This window comes from Rhizobium sp. NLR16a, from assembly GCF_017948245.1.
Classification (GTDB): domain Bacteria; phylum Pseudomonadota; class Alphaproteobacteria; order Rhizobiales; family Rhizobiaceae; genus Rhizobium.
Genome location: NZ_CP072865.1, coordinates 1,326,251 through 1,343,985, shown reverse-complemented (window position 1 = coordinate 1,343,985; position 17,735 = coordinate 1,326,251). Strand labels below are relative to the sequence as shown.

Genomic DNA, 17,735 nt, shown 5'->3' with positions numbered 1-17,735 from the left:
TCGCTGTGGCCTGTGCCGAGGATGACGCCAGGCGACGCCTGCTGTGGTGAAATACATTCCAATCGGCGTTGAAGACACTCAGCCGCGAAGCAGCGTATCGCGGATCAGCGTCAGGACCTTTTCCGACTCGATCCCTGTGGTGACGATCTGGCTCGGCCGATCATCCCAATCGCCGGGCGGGAACCGGCGATTGTCCGGCTTGACGATCGTCTGGCCGTCGGCAATGCCGCCGCAGACGACGCGCACCGCACCTGAGATGGACGAGAACAGCTCCGGCGCCACGACGTAGACTGCGGCGCAGCTGTCATGCACCATCATGCCGTCCTCGACCGCATGCTTGTAGAAGTCGATGTAGGATTGCGAGAGTGCGTCGAGCAGTTTCACGGCACCATCTCCCTCGGCCGCCATCCTGCCGAGATAACTGCGGCTCATGGTGGTGATCGAGGTGACGTCAAGGCCGATGACTGCGACCTTCCAGGGCGCGGTCATGACGATGTCGGCGGCCTCGGGATCGCCATGAATATTGGCCTCGGCGACCGGCGAGACATTGCCGGGCACATAGAAATTGCCACCCATGATGACGACGTCCTTGACCAGGGTCGCAATCTCCGGGTCTTCCTTCAACGCCCGCGCCAGATTGGTCATTCGCCCGACCGCGACCAGGCGCACCTCGCCGGGATGGGCACGCACGGTGTCGATGATGAAGCGGTGCGCCGGGCGCGGATCGAGCGGCAGGTCGATCGACGCTGGCACCTCGATATCACCGAGGCCGTTGTCGCCATGCACCATGGAAGGCCACTCCCGCGCCGCGCGCGAGGCATCGATGGTGACGCTGGCGCCTTTGGCGACGGGTGCAGGAATATTCCATTCACGCTTGAGGAAGAGCGCATTGCGCGTCGTCGTCTCGACCGAGGCATTGCCGAACACGGTGGTGATGCCGATCAGGTCGATTTCGGGATGCCGATGCAGGAAGAGAAGCGCCATGGCGTCGTCAACGCCCGGGTCAGTGTCATAAATGACCTTGTGCATGATTTTTCCTCTAGAATGTGAATCGCGAGGCTGCCGGGTGGCGCCGCGAATTGCCGCCACCATAGCGACCATCAGGCTTTCTGCAACCCGCCACGGGCAACTGCCGCCGTTGCATGCGCCGATTTGATTTTGCCAAGCATCAGTTCGGCATTATCACCGGTCGCCGCAAGCGCTGCCGATTCCGCCACCCCATGGCAGCCGACCCGAGCAAAGACGACGGCCGACGGATTTTTGAGCCGCGGCGTTTCCCGCTCCAGCCGCGGCGCGTCGAAGAATACGGCCGGCACGCCAAAATGCCTGGCGACCGCGAGGATAGCCGCCTCCTTACGGCGGCTGTCGATAGAAGCAATAGCGGCGAGTTCCTCCGCACCGATACCGGCCGCCGCCAGGGCCGCAACGGCCAGCGCCTGCACCTCGGCGACCGGCGTCCCGCGCTCGCAGCCGAGCCCGAGCACATGGCGCCTTGTCGCATCGAAAGAAATGTCGCTCATGGAGGCAGCCGAATGTACCCCTGCTGTGTCCTTGCAGCCATTGCAGCTTGGAGGGGGAAATGCAACAAGACCCGTGAAAGATCCTTCTGGAATAGCATCTTGCCTGACATCGCCCTTGATCTGCTTCTGCTGCTCTGCGCGGCCGCCTTCTTCGCCGGTTTCGTCGATGCCATTGCCGGCGGCGGCGGTCTGATTACGGTTCCTGCCATGCTGATCGCCGGCATCCCGCCGCTGCAGACGCTCGGAACCAACAAGGTGCAATCGATCTTCGGCGCCGCTTCCGCGACGCTCGCCTACGCCCGCAAGGGCCATGTGGAGCTTTCCGAACAGCTGCCGATGGCGCTGATGTCCGTCATGGGCGGGGCACTCGGCGCCGCTCTTGCGACGATCGTACCAGGACAGGTGCTTCAAGCGATCATGCCTGTGCTGCTGCTGGCAATCGCGATCTTCTTTGCTGTCAAACCGAATCTCAACGACCTCGACAAACACCGTCTCATCACGCCCTTCGCCTTCGGCCTGACGCTGGTGCCGGCCATCGGCTTCTACGACGGCGTCTTCGGCCCCGGCACCGGCTCCTTCTTCATGCTCGCCTTCGTCACCCTCGCCGGCTTCGGCGTGCTTAAGGCCACCGCGCACACCAAACTTCTGAATTTCGGCTCGAACCTCGGTGCGCTGATCGTCTTCGCAAGCTTCGGCGCAATCCTCTGGAAGATCGGCCTGTTGATGGGCGTCTGCCAGTTCCTCGGCGCACAATTGGGCTCACGGCTCGCCATGCGCATCGGCGCAAAGCTCATCAAGCCGCTGCTCGTCATCGTCTGCGTCGCCCTTGCGGTGAAGCTGCTCGCCGATCCGGCAAATCCGCTGCGTGTCTGGCTTGGCATCTGCCAGCGCCCATTACCTCAGGCGTAATTGATAGGGTGCGCCACCTTCCCGCATGATCGCGCTGCCTGGAACTGACGGGCGATCAAAAGGAGATGACCTGATGAACGACGCAAAGACCAAAGCCGAGCGCTACCTCGCCGTCTGGAACGAGACGGATGGCGCTCGCCGCCGCGCTCTCATCGCCGAGAGCTGGGCGGAAGCGGCCACCTATGTCGATCCGCTGATGCGCGGCGAAGGTCACGAGCAGATCAATGCGCTGGTCGAGGCCGTGCAAAGCCGTTTCCCCGGCTTCCGCTTCGAACTGATCGGCGCGGCCGACGGCTATGGCGACAACCTGCGCTTTTCCTGGAGGCTCGGGCCCGAAAACGGCGAAGCGCTGATCAAGGGCACGGATTTCGCCGAACTCGACGGCGGCAAGCTGAAATCCGTGCGCGGCTTCATCGACCAACTGCCGGCAGCCACCTGATGACGCCGGCCGCCCGCTCCCTCGGAGATCACCTGCGCGAGTGGCGCCAGCGCCGCCGCATGAGCCAACTCGACCTGGCGCTGGAGGCGGAGATCTCGCAGCGGCATCTGAGCTTCATCGAGAGCGGGCGCGCGACACCGAGCCGCGAGATGCTGCTGCATCTTGCCGAACGCCTCGGCGTGCCCCTGCGCGACCGCAACCCGCTGCTGCTGGCGGCGGGTTTCGCCCCAATCTTTGCCGAACGCAAGCTTGATGATCCTGCCCTTGAGGCGGCGCGACGCGCCGTCGACATGGTGCTGAAAGGGCACGAGCCCTTCCCGGCACTGGCGGTCGACCGCCACTGGACCCTGGTCGCCGCCAACGCTGCGATCGCTCCCTTGCTGTCAGGCGTTGCCGATCAGTCGCTGCTCGCGCCGCCCGTCAACGTGCTGCGCCTCAGCCTGCATCCGCAGGGGTTGGCGCCGCATATCGTCAATCACGGTGAGTGGCGCGGCCACCTCCTCGACAGGCTGCGTCAGCAGATATCGGCCTCAGGTGATCCTGTTCTGGAAAAGCTGTTGAAGGAGCTCCGGTCCTATCCGGCGTCGGACCGGCCCGGCGAAAACCACGCCGACTATGCCGGTATCGCCGTTCCCCTCCGGCTTGCGAACAAAGCCGGGTTGCTGTCGCTGATCTCGACAACGACGGTCTTCGGCACGCCTGTCGATATCACCCTGTCGGAGCTCGCGGTCGAATCCTTCTTTCCGGCGGATGAGGAAACGGCCGCCATCCTGCGCAGCCTGGCACTCAACTGAGTGGCTCAGAACTCCACGCCGGGCTGGCCCTTGATGCCCGACCGGAACGGATGTTTGACGAGTTCCATCTCGGTGACCAGATCGGCGATCTCGATCAGTTCTTCCTTGGCGTTGCGCCCCGTCAGCACGACATGGGTCATAGGGGGCTTCTCGCTCTTCAGGAAGGCGACGACCTCGTTGATGTCGAGATAGTCGTAGCGCAGCGCGATGTTGATCTCGTCGAGCAGCACCATGGAATTGCGCTCATCGCGGATCAGTTCCTTGGCCTTTTCCCAGGCCGCCGAGGCGGCGGCGATGTCGCGGGCCCGGTCCTGCGTTTCCCAGGTGAAGCCCTCGCCCATCGTGTGGAACTGGCAGAGATCGGAAAAATGCTTCTCGATCAGGTCGCGCTCGCCGGTCCACATCGCTCCCTTGATGAACTGCACGACGGCTGACGGCTTGCTGTGGGCGATGTGGCGGAAGATCATCCCGAAGGCGGCTGACGACTTACCCTTGCCCTTGCCGGTATGGACGATGATCAGGCCCTTGCCGTCCGTCTTGGTCGCCATGATCTTGTCGCGCGCAGCCTTCTTCTTCGCCATCCTCTCGGCGTGGCGGGCATCGTCCTTGGTCGATTCGTTTTCTGGGATCTCGTCACTCATCAGTGCACCTCATTCAGTTTCGTAGCAGCCAGGTCGAACCGGGCCGAATTGCTGCGCGGCGTCCAGAGCCCGCGATCGATTGCCTCGCGCAGCCGCTCCTTCATCTCGTCGAATGCCGCCGGGTTTTTCTCGATCATGAAACCGCGCAGGTCCGGATCGGCGACGAAGGCCTGATAGACCGCCTCGAAATGATGCGCGCCGACCGCGCCCGTCGTCGCAGCGAAGGCGAAGAGATAATCGACGGTGGCGGCGATCTCGGCGGCTCCCTTGTAACCATGGCGCATGACGCCCGATATCCATTTCGGATTGACCACGCGCCCGCGCACGACGCGGCCGATTTCCTCCTCGAGCGAGCGGATCAAAGGTCGTTCGGGCCTGGAATGATCGTTATGATAGATCGCTGGACGTGTACCGGCGAGCTGCTCGGCCGCAGCCGCCATGCCGCCCTCGAACTGGTAATAGTCATCACTATCGAGCAGGTCATGCTCGCGATTGTCCTGGTTCTGAATGACGGCCTGCACCGAGCGCAGCCTCTCCTCGAACAGGCCGCGTTCGGCCCTGCCCTCCTCGCCGGCGCCATAGGCATAACTTCCCCAGACGAGATAGGCTTCGGCAAGATCGGCACGCCGCTCCCAGCCCTTTTCATCGATCAGTGCCTGCAGTCCCGCGCCGTAGGCGCCGGGTTTAGAGCCGAAGACGCGGTAACCCGCCCGCTTCACCGCCGCCTTCTCATCGAGCCCGGCAGCGGCCAGCCGAGCCGCCTCGCCGCGCATGCGCCCGGCAATCGGGTTGTCGGCAGCATCCTCATCCAGTGCCCCGACGGCGCGGATCGCCATGTCGAACAGGGCGATCTGCTCGGGAAAGGCGTCGCGGAAGAAGCCGGAAATCCGGAGCGTCACATCAACGCGCGGCCGCCCGAGCACTGTTTGCGATATGATCTCATAGCCGGTGACGCGGCGCGAACTCATGTCCCAGAGCGGCTTGACACCGATCAGCGCCAAAGCTTGGGCGATATCGTCACCACCCGTGCGCATGTTCGACGTGCCCCAGGCCGTCAGCCCGAAGGAGACCGGCCACTCGCCATGATCCTGAACATAGCGGCGCACCAGCAGTTCCGCGGATTTTCTGCCGAGCTCGTAGGCGGCCGGCGTTGGCACGGCGCGGCTGTCGACGGAGTAAAAATTCCGCCCCGTCGGCAGCACATCCGGCCGCCCGCGCGTCGGCGCGCCGGAGGGGCCTGGGGCGACGAACCGGCCGTCGAGGCCGCGCAGAAGGCCGGAGATCTCCGCCGGGCCGCAGGCGAGAATGGAAGGCTTGAGCCGGGATTCGATCTCGTCGAGCACCGTTCTGGTTTGGGACCAGAGGGTTGGGCACCCCATTTCGCCGGAAACGAGCTTGCCCGCGAGCAGTTCGATGCGCTCGACGGTGTCGCCGTTGCTGCGCCAGGGGGCGTCGAGGACATCTGCGAGAATAGCCGGACGCGGGCCCGTCCAAAGAGTCGCCATGTCGCAGTCGAGTGGGTCAAAAGGACGCTGAAGCGCGCGACTCACCTTCTCCCCGGCGGTGAGAAGGGGGGCCGAAGGGTCAGATGAGGGGGCCACAGACTCGGCCTCGCTTGCGCTCAGCCGCCCGCTCCTGCCGTCGCTCGCCCCCTCATCTGTCCTGGCGGACATCCTCTCCGCGCTGGGGAGAAGGGGGAAACTCAACCTAGCATCCGCAGCAATCGCCCGCTGCAAACTCGCATCACAGCCCTCTCCCAGCCCGCGCGGGACCCGCGCCAACGCCACGGTCAAGTCCGTCAGCAGCCGCCCCTCCGGCGACACGCCGAACACATGCAGCCCGTCACGGATCTGCATCTCCTTCAGATCGCAGAGATAGGCATCAAGCTTCTTCAGCGCCTCACTTTCGCTCTCGCCTTTCGCAATCCCCGCATCCCGATCCAGCCCGATATCGGCGACGAGATCGAGGATCTGGCGGCTGAGCAGCCGGATGCGGCGGGGATCGCCACCCGAAGCTTCGTAATATTCATCGACCAGCGCCTCCAGATCCTTGAGCGGTCCATAGCTTTCGGCCCGCGTCAACGGCGGCGTCAGGTGGTCGATGATGACGGCGGCGGTGCGGCGCTTCGCCTGCGTGCCCTCGCCGGGATCGTTGACGATAAAGGGATAAAGGTGCGGCAGCGGCCCGAGGATCGCTTCCGGGTAACATGTCTCAGACAGCGCCAGCGCCTTGCCCGGCAGCCATTCGAGATTGCCATGCTTTCCCATGTGGATGACGGCGTCGGCGCCAAATTCGCGCCGCAGGAAAGCATAGAAGGCAATATAGCCATGCGGCGGCACGAGATCCGGCGAATGATAGCTCTCCTTCGGATCGATATTGTAGCCGCGCGCCGGCTGGATGCCGACCAGGACGCCGCCGAAGCGGGCGAAAGGCAGGGCGAAGACGCCGTCGCGAAAATGGGGATCGTTCTCTGGCTCGCCCCAGCGCGCCCTCACCTCATCCTGAATCTTTTTGGGAAGAGATTCCAGGAAGTTTTTGTAGCGACTGAGCGAAAGAGCCTCGCGGATGACCCGGCCGTCATGCCGGGAATTGGTCGGCCCCTCCATCAGATGCCAGATCAGCGCGTCGCCATCGGCCGGAACATCGGCGACCGGGTAACCCGCACCCGCCATCGCCCGAAGCACCTCGATGCTGCCGGCCGGCGTGTCGAGTCCGACGCCGTTGCCGAGTCGGCCGTCGCGGTTCGGATAATTCGCCATGATGAGGGCGATGCGCCTCCTATTGGCGGGCGTCCGGCGCAGCCGCACCCAACTGGCGGCGAGCTCCGCCGTATAGCGGAGCCGGCCGGCGTCGGGCAGGCTTGCGACGATGTTCGCCTCGACAGCCGCGTCGTAACGCGCCGCCGTCTTGAAGGACACCGCCCGCGCCAACACCCGCCCGTCGACTTCGGGCAGCGCCACATTCATGCCGAGGTCGCGCGCCGACAGACCCTGCGACGAGGTCACCCAGGCCTCCCGCGACGAAGCCGACAGGATTGCCTGCAGTACGACTGCGCCATCCGTCTCCAGCACAGTCGGTTGCCGGTCCGCGCTCGGCGCGGAGACCGCAAAGCCCGTTGTGTTGATGACGACATCCGGTTTCAACGCCGAAAACACGCTCTCGAGAATGCCTGTCGAAACGGGATCCTTTAGGCTGTAGGCAAAGACCGGCAGCGGCCGCAGGCCAAGTGCGGCCAGGGCCTCGACCAGCGCCTCGACCGGCCCGGTCTCGCCGCTCTGGACGAGGGCACGGTAGAAGCTGATGGCGACGATGGGGGACGTGGGTTCGAATTCCACCTCTTCTGTCGAGCTTGGTGTACCCCCCTCTGTCCTGCCGGACATCTCCCCCACAAGGGGGGAGATCGGGGATGCGAGGCTTCGCTCCATCTCTTCAGCCGAAAGTGCGGCATTCTCACGCAATTTTTTTGTTGGAAGTCCGAGCGACTTGCTGATCTCCCCCCTTGTGGGAGAGATGTCCGGCAAGACAGAGGGGGGTGCCCCACGCTTGACGGACGACGTTGGCGCGACATGCGAACCGACGACCCGCCGCCACTCTTCGACCCCGATCGCCCCTCGCCCCGGCCACCAGATCCCCGCCTTCATCAAAGGCACTGCCAGCGCCGGCTTCTCCGCGCCCGATAGCATCGCCGAGGCATAAGCAAGGAAGCTCCGCGTATTGGCGTCGCCGCCCTCGATCAGATAGACCCAGAGCGCGTTGAGATCGTCGAGGTCAACATTGGAGAAAGGAACCAGCCCCGCATCTGGCTTGGCATCGCCAGGCAATACTGCAATCAGTGCGCCGTTGCGGGCGGCAACGGCGTGCAGCGCCTCCAGCGCATAATGGAAATAGCTGGCGCCGCCGAGCGCACGCACGACGATCAGCTTGGCGTGCCGGGCCGTTCGCTCGACATAGGTATCGACTGACATCGGATGCTTGAGGCTCATCAGATTCGCGAGCCTCAGCGAATGCGGCATCCCCTCGCACCCGCGATAGGCGGTAGCGACCGCGGCAAGTTCGGTGTCGGCAGCCGAAAGGAACAGCATATCGCCCGGCGACTGGCCGAGGTCGATTGCCTCTTCGCCGTCGCTGATCGTTCCCTGCTGGGCCAGAAGCAGATGCATCGATTATCCTTGAACGAGCGCTTCAATCGCCTTGCGCACCGCGCCCTGGTTCATTTCGTGCAAGCCGATGACGACAAGGCTCGTGCGGCGCGCCTCGCCCGCTGCCCAGGCGCGGTCGAAATACTGGTCGATGCGGCTGCCGACGGCCTGCAGCTGCAGGCGCATGGGCTTGCCCGAGACGTCGATGAAGCCCTTGAGGCGCAGCACATCATGCTCGGCGATGATGCCCTTCAGCTTCTCGACAAAGACTGTCGGATCGGAAACAGCGCCGAGTTCGACAACGAAGCTGTCGAACTCGTCGTGGTCGTGTGGCGCCCCATCCTCGTGCTCCAGCTCGTGATGGGATTTGCGGTTGGCGATATCGTCTTCCGCGCCGATGCCGAGGCCGAGCAACACGCCTGCCGGCACCTCGCCATTCCTGGCCTCGATCATGACCGGCTTGCGGGCGATGCGGGAGGCGACTTCGTTCTTCACGCGGCCCAGGCCATCCCCATCGATCAGGTCGGTCTTGTTGAGGACGATGAGATCGGCGCATGTGAGCTGGTCTTCGAACAGCTCCTCGATCGGGCTCTCATGATCGAGCGAGTCGTCCTCGACGCGCGCCGCCTCGACAGCAGCATGGTCATCGGCGAAACGGCCGGCGGCAACGGCCGCACTGTCGACAACCGTAATGACGCCGTCGACGGTCACCTGGGTGCGGATATCAGGCCAGTTGAAGGCGGAGACCAGCGGCTGCGGCAGGGCGAGGCCGGAGGTTTCGATGACGATATGGTCAGGCCGCTGTTCGCGCTCCAGGAGCTTCGTCATCGTTGGAATGAAATCGTCGGCGACGGTGCAGCAGATGCAGCCATTGGTGAGCTCGATAATGTCGTCCTCGCTGCAATTCTCCGCGCCGCAGCCCTTCAGCACCTCGCCATCGACACCGAGATCGCCGAATTCGTTGATGATAAGCGCAATCTTTTTGCCGCCGGCATTGGTGAGCAGGTTGCGGATCATCGTCGTCTTGCCGGCGCCAAGGAAGCCGGTGATGACGGTTGCGGGGATTTTCTGCTGGATCATGGAACTTCAACCCTTCATTTTCAGCGGCAGACCGGCCGCGATGAAATAGACTTCGTCGGCCTGCGCCGCGATTATTTGGTGCAGCCGTCCGGCATGATCGCGAAAATCGCGCGCCATCCGATTGTCAGGCACGATGCCGAGGCCAACCTCGTTGGAAACGAAGACCAGCCGCGCCTTGGCGCCAGGCAGGAAATCAGCGAGCGCGGCAAATTCCACAGCCATCTCGCGCTCCGCCATCATCAGGTTAGTCACCCAGAGAGTCAGGCAATCGACAAGCACAATGCGCCCCTCGCCGTCGATCGCGGCAAGCACGCCGAGAAGATCGAGCGGCTCCTCATGCGTCGTCCAGGAAGGGCCGCGATCGGCCTTGTGCTGGGCAATACGCGTCTGCATCTCCTCGTCCCAGGCACGGCCGGTGGCGAGGTAGTGGCGCTCGTCGCCGCTTGCCATAACGACATTTTCGGCAAAACGGGATTTGCCGGAACGGGCGCCGCCGAGGATGAGGGTGTGGGAGGGGGCAGCCGTCATGCCCAGACAGTCCTATGACCGGATGCGGTACCCCGCCCCACCTCATTCCTGTGCTTGTCATAGGAATCCAGCCACGGCGCGTCGGCGCCGTGAATAATTCTATGCTGCCGTGAAGGGATTCTCCTGTGCCCAAGGACTTGGGCCCGCTGGATTCCTGTGACAAGCACAGGAATGAGGGAGGAAAGGAAACTCCTTCCCAGCGGCCCCGTGCCGGACGGCGGCGGCATCTGCAAGTCACCTTCCAAGCGCACCACCAGAGGCGGCGCTGAATTCAATCGTTCAGCCAAAACAACCTCCGTGCTGGCAGCGGGTCTCTTGCCCAGGGTTGGGCTTTTCGCCCGGCACGGAAGGCAGGTCTCCTGGCTCGCGGTTATCGGCGGCGATCGGGGCGAACCGGAAGTCCGGTCGCCCCTGATCGTGCCAGCGGATCTGCCTCGCCTTCCCGGCTGCCTCGGTGAAAAGGTGGACGATTCGTAGAGATAGAGGCGTCCGACCCCGGTTGATCACCATGCATTTCCAGTGGCTTTTCCGGCATGCCGCCCACCCCGCCCGCCTGCACGATTGCAGCCCGCCGGCCGAAAGGGTTCGATGCCGGATGGAAGACCCTGACCGCTCTACAGTCGCGGGGTCGGCTGTGATGAAGGCGCCCGATGTGGGTCCGCCCCGTCACATTCCCTTTTCATCCGGAAGGCGAAATGCCGATCCGGAACCATCCGTTATCCCTGGGATGGTTAGGCAAGCCGGGGGGTGAAGTCAACCGACCTTCGCAACCGCTCCAGCTCCAGACTGCGCAAAAGATCGGCCAACACCACTGACCCTACCGGAAATATCGTCTATTATCAGCGGCTTACGTCATAAATATTTGACCCGACCGTCGGCTTTTCGCCGCAATTGCGTTGCAAGGCGACTGCACCTCCGCCCTTGACCCGGCCTCTCATCGCCTAGTTGTCTAGCCATGCTTATGAAATTGGATCGGCGCCGCCTGCGCACGCTGCGTGTTTTCTTCGATCCGGGCCGGCTGCGCGCCCTGACGCGCCGCAGCGAAGTTGGCTTGTCGCTGGCAGGCGCCATCGTCGGCATCGCCTCGGGTCTTGCCGTGACCGGCATGAGCTATGTCTCCAACGAGTTGCACCAGCTAGTTTTCGGCATCGCCGACAGCGAAAGGTTGAGCGCGTCGGTCATCGAGGACAAGATGCTGCTGCTTACCGCCCCGGTCATCGGCGGTACCCTGCTCGGCCTGCTGCTTCTGGTCCTCGCCAAACGGCGCAAGAAACCGATGGTCGACCCGATCGAGGCGAATGCGCTGCATGGCGGCCGCCTCTCGTTGACCGACAGCATCATCGTTGCCGTGCAGAACCTGATCTCCAACGGCTTCGGCGCCTCCGTCGGTCTGGAGGCCGGCTATACCCAGCTCGCCGCCGGCATTGCCTCCAAATTCGGCCTCAAGCTGCAGCTGCGCCGCTCGGACCTGCGCATACTCGTCGGTTGCGGCGCGGCCGGCGCCATCGCCGCCGCTTTCAACGCGCCGCTGACGGGCGCCTTCTACGCCTTCGAGCTGATCATCGGCACCTACACCATCGTGTCGTTGACCCCGGTCGTCGTCTCCGCCCTCGTTTCAACCCTCATCGCAAGGTTGCTTGCCGAGGGCGATTTCACCATCGATATCGGCAGCTTCGGCTCGGTCGTGCCGGCCGATTATATCCCGGCGCTGCTGCTCGGCGTCTTCTGCGCCGGCGTTGGCATTCTCCTCATGCAGGGCGTGGCCTTCGTCGAGGAGGTGGCGCGCAAAAGCTCGATTGCCCCGCCCTTTCGCCCGGCGCTCGGCGGCATTATCGTCGGGCTTCTGGCGATGATTTCGCCGCAGGTGCTCTCGGCTGGCCACGGCGCGCTGCATCTGAACCTCTCCCGCGACGTGGCAATCCCGGCGCTGATCGGTCTCTTCCTCCTGAAATCCCTTGCCTCGGCGATCTCGATCGGCTCCGGTTTCAGAGGCGGGCTGTTCTTCGCCTCGCTGTTCATGGGCGCCCTGCTCGGTAAGCTCTTTGCTTATTGCGGCCCCTATTTCGCCGATGCGACATTGACGCCGGTCATTTATGCCGTGGTCGGGATGAGTTCCCTGGCGGTCGCCGTCATTGGCGGGCCATTGACGATGACCTTTCTGGCGCTCGAAATCACTGGCGATTTCCCGATCACGGCACTGGTTCTTGCCGCCGTCATCACCTCCTCGCTCGTCGTGCGCTCGACCTTCGGCTACTCCTTCGCCACATGGCGCTTCCACCTGCGCGGCGAAAGCATCCGCAGCGCCCACGACGTTGGCTGGATCCGCAATCTGACGGTGAACAAGCTGATGCGCGCCGACGTTAAGACGGCAAAGGCCGATATCTCGCTGGAAGACTTCAAGAAGGCCTTCCCGATCGGCTCAACCCAACGCGTCATTCTCGTAGAGGAGAACGAAAAATATGCTGGCCTCGTGCTGGTGCCCGAGATCTACGCCAATCCGACCGACGCCCAGGACGAGAGCCAGAGGCTTGCCGATTTCGTCCGCTACCGCAATGATTTCCTGCAGCCGCAGATGAATGCAAAGCAGGCGGCGGCGATCTTCGACAGGAGCGAAAGCGAAGCGCTCGCCGTCGTCAACAATCTGATCGAGCGCAAGGTGGTGGGGCAGCTCAGCGAAAGCCACACGCTGCGCCGCTACAGCGAAGAACTCGACCGGCGCCGCCGCGAGGTGTCGGGCGAGATTTGAGCGAGCCTAAGAAGCGGCGCGGGCAAGCCTGTAAACGTCGGCTCTCTTCGAAACGCCGCGCAGATCGAAAGCGCCGAGATAGTCGCAGGGCACGGCGCAGGTCGCTGCGAAGCTTTCTGACAGCAGCAGGGGCTGCTCAAGCGTTCCGCACAGCTTTTCAAGCCGCGACGCCTCGTTGACGGCCCTGCCGATCACGGTGAAGTCCAGCCGGCCCTGGGCGCCGACATTTCCGTAAAAAACCTCGCCGAGATGCAAGACGACATCAATACCGATATCGGGGCCACCATCCAGCGTCCGTTCGCGATTGAGCTCCTCGTTTGCCCTCAGCAGGTTCTGCGCCGAAGCCAATGCGGCCTTGCAAGCCCTTTGCGGATCCTCGGCGTCCGTCGGAAAGATTGCCAACACGCTATCGCCCATGAACTTGAGGATCTCGCCGGAATTTTCCTCGACGTGCCGGTCGATCAGTTCGAAGTGCTCGTTGAGAAAGCCGACGATCTCCCCCGGCTGATAGGCCTCGGTCAGCGCCGTGAAGTTGCGGAGGTCGGCAAGCAGGATGGCAGCATCGATGGAGCCGCCCATTCCCCTGCGGGTTTCACCGGCAAGGATGCGCGCGCTCGTCCTGGCGCCGGTATAGACGGCGAGGATATCGGTCGCGGTCTTGGAAACCGCGACACGGTAAGCGGCAAGCCCCAGCGCTGGGAAAAGCTCATCGATAATCGCCAGTTGATCATCTGAAAATCCGCCCGGAGAATCGCTCGTCAGAGAGAAACCGAGCCCGCGCAGCGCGACTTCCTTCGGGAACTCGAAAAGATTGACCACATGGTCCGTGCCACCGGCAAGCGCAAATTCGTAGAGCTCGCCATAGTGGAGACCCTCGCCTTTCGCCAGGTTCCACCGCCCCGTCTTCTCACCGCGGTTCAGAAGATAGAATATCGGCGTCTTCTCGAAGTTGCGCTCGGTCTCGCTGCCGTGCTCCGCATTCTCGAGAACAGTCTCACCGCCCCGCATGAAATTGGCCGCGACGCCGCGATACATCGGATGCAGGGACGGCATGCGGATGCTTGCCCGCCAGATCGGAAACCCGTCCGCAATCAGCCGTTCACACAGGCCGGCGACGAGATCACCGATATGCTCGCTGGTGATTCCCTGCTCTATAACCCACTGGATATGATCTTTAATTTCCAAGCCTCCGCGTGAGGATCAACAACCTTTTATTAGCCTGCTTCGCATCGCGATTCTACTCTTGAGCGAATTAAGTAATGCAGCACGACCGAAGATGCGCCTATCCCCTGAGACTCCGACCTCCGACCAACGTGTTTTCGAGCGGGCCTCTCTCGGCCTTTCTGATTGGCAGCGAAATCCGGTACTCTCAAATGGCTCCTTGCGCGACCTTCTTCAAAGCGCCGCACCTGAGACGCGAAACCGCAGGCGCAGCCTTGATGGGTGGCGGCTAATCAATCAGCCCGGCCAGCCAGTGTGGGTCGAGGCAACGTTGCAATTCCCCGGCGATCTCATCGAGCGCCTGCTCCACGCCTTGACGATAATTCGTCCGCCCGCCCGATAACCCAAAGCTTTCCAGCAGTCGGGTGCGGTAGGCGTCACTGCCGAAGAGCCCGTGCAGGTAGGTGCCCATGATCCGGCCGTCGGCCGAAAGCGCCCCGTCGGGCGCACCGTCGATGATCGCCGAAGGCCTGATACAATCCGGGCCGCCGGTGACGCCGAGATGGATCTGGTAGCCGGCAAGCGGCACGTCATATTCGGTCGAGCGGGCCTGGTTGTTGCGCACGGTCTTCTCCGACGCCATCTCGGTCTCGACGTCGAGCAGCGCCAACCCCGGCGCCTCGCAGGTTCCGCCCTCGATTCCCAGCGGATCGCGGACCGCGCGTCCGAGCATCTGGTAGCCGCCGCAGATGCCGATCACCCGGCCGCCGCGCCGGACATGCGCCGCAAGATCGCGGTCCCAGCCTTGAATTCTGAGATCGGCGAGGTCCGCTATCGTCGATTTCGAGCCCGGAAGAATGACGAGGCTCGCATCGGCAGGCAGCCGCTCGCCTGAGCGCACGAATACCAACTCGACATCCGCCTCCGCCTTCAGCGGATCGAGATCATCGAAATTGGCAATGCGCGGCAGCATCGGCACGGCAATCTTCAGCGCCCCGGCACCGCCCCTCGCCAGTCGCTCGAGGACAACCGAATCCTCGGCTGGCAGGCGCGCGGCAGCCTGCAGCCACGGCACGACGCCGAAGCAGGGCCAACCGGTGAAACATTCGATGGCGCGGATGCCGTCGTCGAAGAGCGAGACGTCGCCGCGGAACTTGTTGATGAGATAGCCCGCGATCATCGCTCTATCGCCCTCATCGAGGATCGCCTGCGTACCGACCAGCGAGGCGATGACGCCGCCGCGATCAATATCGCCGACGAGCACGACGGGCACGCCCGCTTTCGTCGCAAAGCCCATATTGGCGATGTCGCCGGCTCTGAGATTGATTTCTGCCGGCGAGCCGGCACCCTCGACGACGACGAGATCGGCGCCGGCAGACACCTTTTCGAAGCTTTCGAGCACGGCGCCGAGCAGTTGCGGCTTCAGCCGCTGATAATCCCGCCCCTTCGCCTGCCCGAACACCCTGCCCTGCACGATGATCTGGCTGCCGCTTTCCGATTGCGGCTTGAGCAGCACCGGGTTCATATGCACCGAGGACGGCGTGCGGGCGGCGAGCGACTGCAGCCATTGCGCCCGGCCGATCTCGCCTCCATCATCGGCGACCGCCGCGTTGTTCGACATATTCTGCGGCTTGAATGGCCGCACGGTGAGCCCGGCATTGGCCGCCAGCCGACAGAGACCCGCCACCAACACCGTCTTGCCGACATCCGAGCCGGTTCCCTGCAGCATGATCGCTCTTGCCATGGCGGCCGCCTTTCCCTAGGGCACCGCGCTTCCGAAAATCGATTCAGATTTTCGGGCCGATGCACTAGCCGGAGGCCTACAATGGCCGCCGATCCCGGGTCAAGACTTCGGATATTCTCGCGAAAGCGCGAAAACCGCGCATGGCCTTGGCTCTGCGCGGTTTGCCGAAAACTCAGGCGTCTTCGCCCCTACACGGCGAAGCTCGCTTTCTCCGGTACGCACTACCTGAACCGGAGAAGCAGCGGTCGTTGCCGCTACATCCCAACTGATAACGGCACATTCTTACCGGAGAGTTATTGAAGGCTTACGCAAATGTTAATTTTGACTTTTTTTGATCTGCACGGCGGAATTTCCGCCGCCACTGCGCCGGCGTTCCCAGACGGCGTCAATTTTCGATCTGGGGAAATAATAGCTGCGAACTATATTCTTCGAATTCAATAATTTAGTTCCGCAACCACGAGCAGAAGACGGTTGATTTCTCCGAGCGAACGCGTAGGCTTCGACAAAATAAGCCATTGCTAAACATGGTCTGCGACGAGTTGCCGGAGCCGGTGGGACGGCGCCCGTGAACGGGAAACGCCTGTTGCGGGATCGCCCCAGGTGAATCCCGGCAGCACGTTGTCTAAGAAGAATTCGGGGAAGACGATGAAGACGCTTTTGATTTCGGCCGTCTTTGCCGCGGCTCTTTTGAGCGCGATCGTGCCGGCCGAAGCCGCCGAATGCGGCAAAGTATCGATCGCCGAGATGAAATGGGCCTCGGCCGGCATTGCCGCAAACTTCGACAAGTTTATCCTGGAAAACGGCTACGGCTGTTCCGTCACCATCGTCGACGGCGACACCCTTCCGACCTTCGCCTCGATGAATGAGAAAGGCACCCCCGATATCGCATCGGAATACTGGATCAACTCCGTCAGGGCTCTGCTCGATCAGGCCGTCAATACCGGCCGGCTGGTGCAGGGCGCCGAGATACTCGCCGATGGCGCGGTCGAGGGTTGGTTTATCCCAAAATTCATTGCCGACGCCAATCCCGATATTCGCTCGGTCGAGGACGCGCTGAAGCACCCCGAGCTCTTTCCTGCCGAGGATGATCCGTCGAAAGGCGCGGTTTACAACTGTCCCGCCGACTGGAGCTGCCAGATATCGACCACCAACCTCTTCAAGGCCCTGGCCGCCGACAAAAAGGGCTTCGAACTTGTCGAGACCGGCAGTCCCCAGCGGCTCGATGCCTCGATCGCCCGGGCTTTCGACAATAAGATCGGCTGGCTCGGTTATTACTGGGCGCCGACCGCCATCCTCGGCAAGTACGACATGACGCGGCTGAGCTTCGGCGTCAGTCACAACAAGGCCGAATGGGATCGCTGCACTGCGGTTGCCGGCTGCATCAGGCCTGAGCTCAATTCCTATCCGGTCTCGCGCGCCTTCACGCTGATGACCAGGTCTTTCGCCAGCCGCGCCGGACCTGTCACGACCTATCTCAAGACCCGCAAATGGGACAATGAGACGATCAACCAGGTGCTCGCCTGGCAGGATGAAAATCGCGAAAGCAATGAGGATGCCGCTATCTATTTCCTGCGCAATTACGAGAACTTGTGGGTGAAATGGGTGCCCGCCGATGTAGCCGAAAAAGTCAAAGCGAGCCTATAACGGCAGATGGCACCTACCATCGGACGATTCGAATGACAGGCAACGTTCCCTTTCCCGACCGCGATACCGTTGCGGAAAAGCTCGCCGCGCTATCGGAAGCCGATAAATCATATCTGGCTTTGCTCATGGAAAATGCCGCCCAGGACGACAACCTGCTCGACGGCCTGCGGCGCCATCTCGACCTTGCGGCGAAGTCGCATTTCCTGAACTCGCTGAAGCTTGAAAACCTTGGATCATGGCTCGGGACCCAGGCGCCGGATCGCCTGCAGATACGACTGATGGAAACCGCTCGCTCGAGCCAGCATCCCGCCTACCAAGCCTTCCGGACCGGTCTCAGCCGATCCGGCGGCCTCGAAAAGGCATATCCTCCGGTGCCTTGATCCGGCCGCG

Annotated in this window: 14 protein-coding genes and 1 riboswitch; of the genes, 6 read left to right on the top strand and 8 right to left on the bottom strand. The window is 62.9% G+C overall.

Going from position 1 to position 17,735, the window contains the following annotated elements:
* Positions 1-78 precede the first annotated feature (78 nt).
* Positions 79-1,029 (bottom strand): nucleoside hydrolase, encoded by a 951-nt coding sequence (locus J7U39_RS06345; RefSeq protein WP_210630975.1) that lies wholly within the window; start codon positions 1,027-1,029, stop codon positions 79-81.
* 71 nt (positions 1,030-1,100) lie between these two features.
* Positions 1,101-1,520, bottom strand: a complete 420-nt coding sequence (locus tag J7U39_RS06340) for a cobalamin biosynthesis protein (protein WP_210630974.1) — start codon at positions 1,518-1,520, stop codon at positions 1,101-1,103.
* 99 nt (positions 1,521-1,619) lie between these two features.
* On the opposite strand from J7U39_RS06340, the gene J7U39_RS06335 reads away from it, so the two are divergent.
* The 3 genes from J7U39_RS06335 (at position 1,620) to J7U39_RS06325 (ending at position 3,662) form a co-directional block, all read left to right on the top strand.
* Entirely contained in the window at positions 1,620-2,429 is an 810-nt protein-coding gene (locus tag J7U39_RS06335) for a TSUP family transporter (protein ID WP_210630973.1), read from the top strand.
* A gap of 73 nt (positions 2,430-2,502) precedes the next feature.
* Entirely contained in the window at positions 2,503-2,868 is a 366-nt protein-coding gene (locus J7U39_RS06330) for a nuclear transport factor 2 family protein (RefSeq protein WP_247241727.1), read from the top strand.
* Entirely contained in the window at positions 2,868-3,662 is a 795-nt protein-coding gene (locus J7U39_RS06325) for a helix-turn-helix transcriptional regulator (protein WP_210630971.1), read from the top strand. Before J7U39_RS06330 ends, J7U39_RS06325 begins: the two co-directional genes overlap by 1 nt.
* Positions 3,663-3,667: 5 nt before the next feature.
* On the opposite strand, the gene cobO is transcribed toward J7U39_RS06325, so the two are convergent.
* From cobO to cobU, 4 genes are read right to left on the bottom strand one after another with little or no spacing between them, the layout of a single operon-like run.
* A complete protein-coding gene (gene cobO, locus J7U39_RS06320; RefSeq protein WP_210630970.1) occupies positions 3,668-4,303 on the bottom strand; it encodes a cob(I)yrinic acid a,c-diamide adenosyltransferase in 636 nt (211 codons plus the stop codon).
* Positions 4,303-8,463 carry a cobaltochelatase subunit CobN gene (cobN, locus tag J7U39_RS06315; RefSeq protein WP_210630969.1) on the bottom strand — a complete coding sequence of 1,387 codons (4,161 nt, stop codon included), beginning with the start codon at positions 8,461-8,463 and terminating at the stop codon, positions 4,303-4,305. Before cobN ends, cobO begins: the two co-directional genes overlap by 1 nt.
* Positions 8,464-8,466: 3 nt before the next feature.
* Positions 8,467-9,522, bottom strand: coding sequence for a cobalamin biosynthesis protein CobW (gene cobW, locus J7U39_RS06310; protein ID WP_210630968.1), 1,056 nt, complete (start codon positions 9,520-9,522; stop codon positions 8,467-8,469).
* 6 nt (positions 9,523-9,528) lie between these two features.
* Complete coding sequence (gene cobU, locus J7U39_RS06305) at positions 9,529-10,050, bottom strand: bifunctional adenosylcobinamide kinase/adenosylcobinamide-phosphate guanylyltransferase (protein WP_210630967.1); 522 nt, start codon at positions 10,048-10,050, stop codon at positions 9,529-9,531.
* 331 nt (positions 10,051-10,381) lie between these two features.
* A riboswitch (cobalamin riboswitch) is annotated at positions 10,382-10,779 on the bottom strand.
* A 226-nt stretch (positions 10,780-11,005) separates the two neighbouring features.
* Between cobU and J7U39_RS06300 the strand changes: the two genes are divergently transcribed.
* On the top strand, positions 11,006-12,796 hold the full coding sequence (locus J7U39_RS06300) for a chloride channel protein (RefSeq protein WP_210630966.1): 1,791 nt from the start codon (positions 11,006-11,008) through the stop codon (positions 12,794-12,796).
* Between the two features lie 6 nt (positions 12,797-12,802).
* On the opposite strand, the gene J7U39_RS06295 is transcribed toward J7U39_RS06300, so the two are convergent.
* Both J7U39_RS06295 and J7U39_RS06290 read right to left on the bottom strand, forming a co-directional pair.
* On the bottom strand, positions 12,803-13,891 hold the full coding sequence (locus J7U39_RS06295; RefSeq protein WP_210631610.1) for an adenylate/guanylate cyclase domain-containing protein: 1,089 nt from the start codon (positions 13,889-13,891) through the stop codon (positions 12,803-12,805).
* Between the two features lie 355 nt (positions 13,892-14,246).
* Positions 14,247-15,701, bottom strand: a complete 1,455-nt coding sequence (locus J7U39_RS06290) for a cobyric acid synthase (protein WP_210630965.1) — start codon at positions 15,699-15,701, stop codon at positions 14,247-14,249.
* A gap of 645 nt (positions 15,702-16,346) precedes the next feature.
* Between J7U39_RS06290 and J7U39_RS06285 the strand changes: the two genes are divergently transcribed.
* Together J7U39_RS06285 and J7U39_RS06280 are read left to right on the top strand one after the other, a co-directional pair.
* The gene (locus J7U39_RS06285; protein ID WP_210630964.1) at positions 16,347-17,345 is read left to right on the top strand and encodes a glycine betaine ABC transporter substrate-binding protein; all 999 of its coding nucleotides are present in this window, start codon (positions 16,347-16,349) and stop codon (positions 17,343-17,345) included.
* A 32-nt stretch (positions 17,346-17,377) separates the two neighbouring features.
* Entirely contained in the window at positions 17,378-17,725 is a 348-nt protein-coding gene (locus J7U39_RS06280) for a hypothetical protein (RefSeq protein WP_210630963.1), read from the top strand.
* The last annotated feature ends 10 nt before the right edge of the window (positions 17,726-17,735 follow it).

Bases quoted from the DNA above. Each gene is read 5' to 3' on its own strand.
- J7U39_RS06280 (WP_210630963.1), top strand. From the start codon at position 17,378: ATGACAGGCAACGTTCCCTTTCCCGACCGCGATACCGTTGCGGAAAAG.
- cobO (WP_210630970.1), bottom strand. From the start codon at position 4,303: ATGAGTGACGAGATCCCAGAAAACGAATCGACCAAGGACGATGCCCGC.
- J7U39_RS06325 (WP_210630971.1), top strand. From the start codon at position 2,868: ATGACGCCGGCCGCCCGCTCCCTCGGAGATCACCTGCGCGAGTGGCGC.
- J7U39_RS06345 (WP_210630975.1), bottom strand. From the start codon at position 1,029: ATGCACAAGGTCATTTATGACACTGACCCGGGCGTTGACGACGCCATG.
- J7U39_RS06300 (WP_210630966.1), top strand. From the start codon at position 11,006: ATGCTTATGAAATTGGATCGGCGCCGCCTGCGCACGCTGCGTGTTTTC.
- J7U39_RS06340 (WP_210630974.1), bottom strand. From the start codon at position 1,520: ATGAGCGACATTTCTTTCGATGCGACAAGGCGCCATGTGCTCGGGCTC.
- cobU (WP_210630967.1), bottom strand. From the start codon at position 10,050: ATGACGGCTGCCCCCTCCCACACCCTCATCCTCGGCGGCGCCCGTTCC.
- cobW (WP_210630968.1), bottom strand. From the start codon at position 9,522: ATGATCCAGCAGAAAATCCCCGCAACCGTCATCACCGGCTTCCTTGGC.
- J7U39_RS06330 (WP_247241727.1), top strand. From the start codon at position 2,503: ATGAACGACGCAAAGACCAAAGCCGAGCGCTACCTCGCCGTCTGGAAC.
- J7U39_RS06285 (WP_210630964.1), top strand. From the start codon at position 16,347: ATGAAGACGCTTTTGATTTCGGCCGTCTTTGCCGCGGCTCTTTTGAGC.
- cobN (WP_210630969.1), bottom strand. From the start codon at position 8,463: ATGCATCTGCTTCTGGCCCAGCAGGGAACGATCAGCGACGGCGAAGAG.
- J7U39_RS06290 (WP_210630965.1), bottom strand. From the start codon at position 15,701: ATGGCAAGAGCGATCATGCTGCAGGGAACCGGCTCGGATGTCGGCAAG.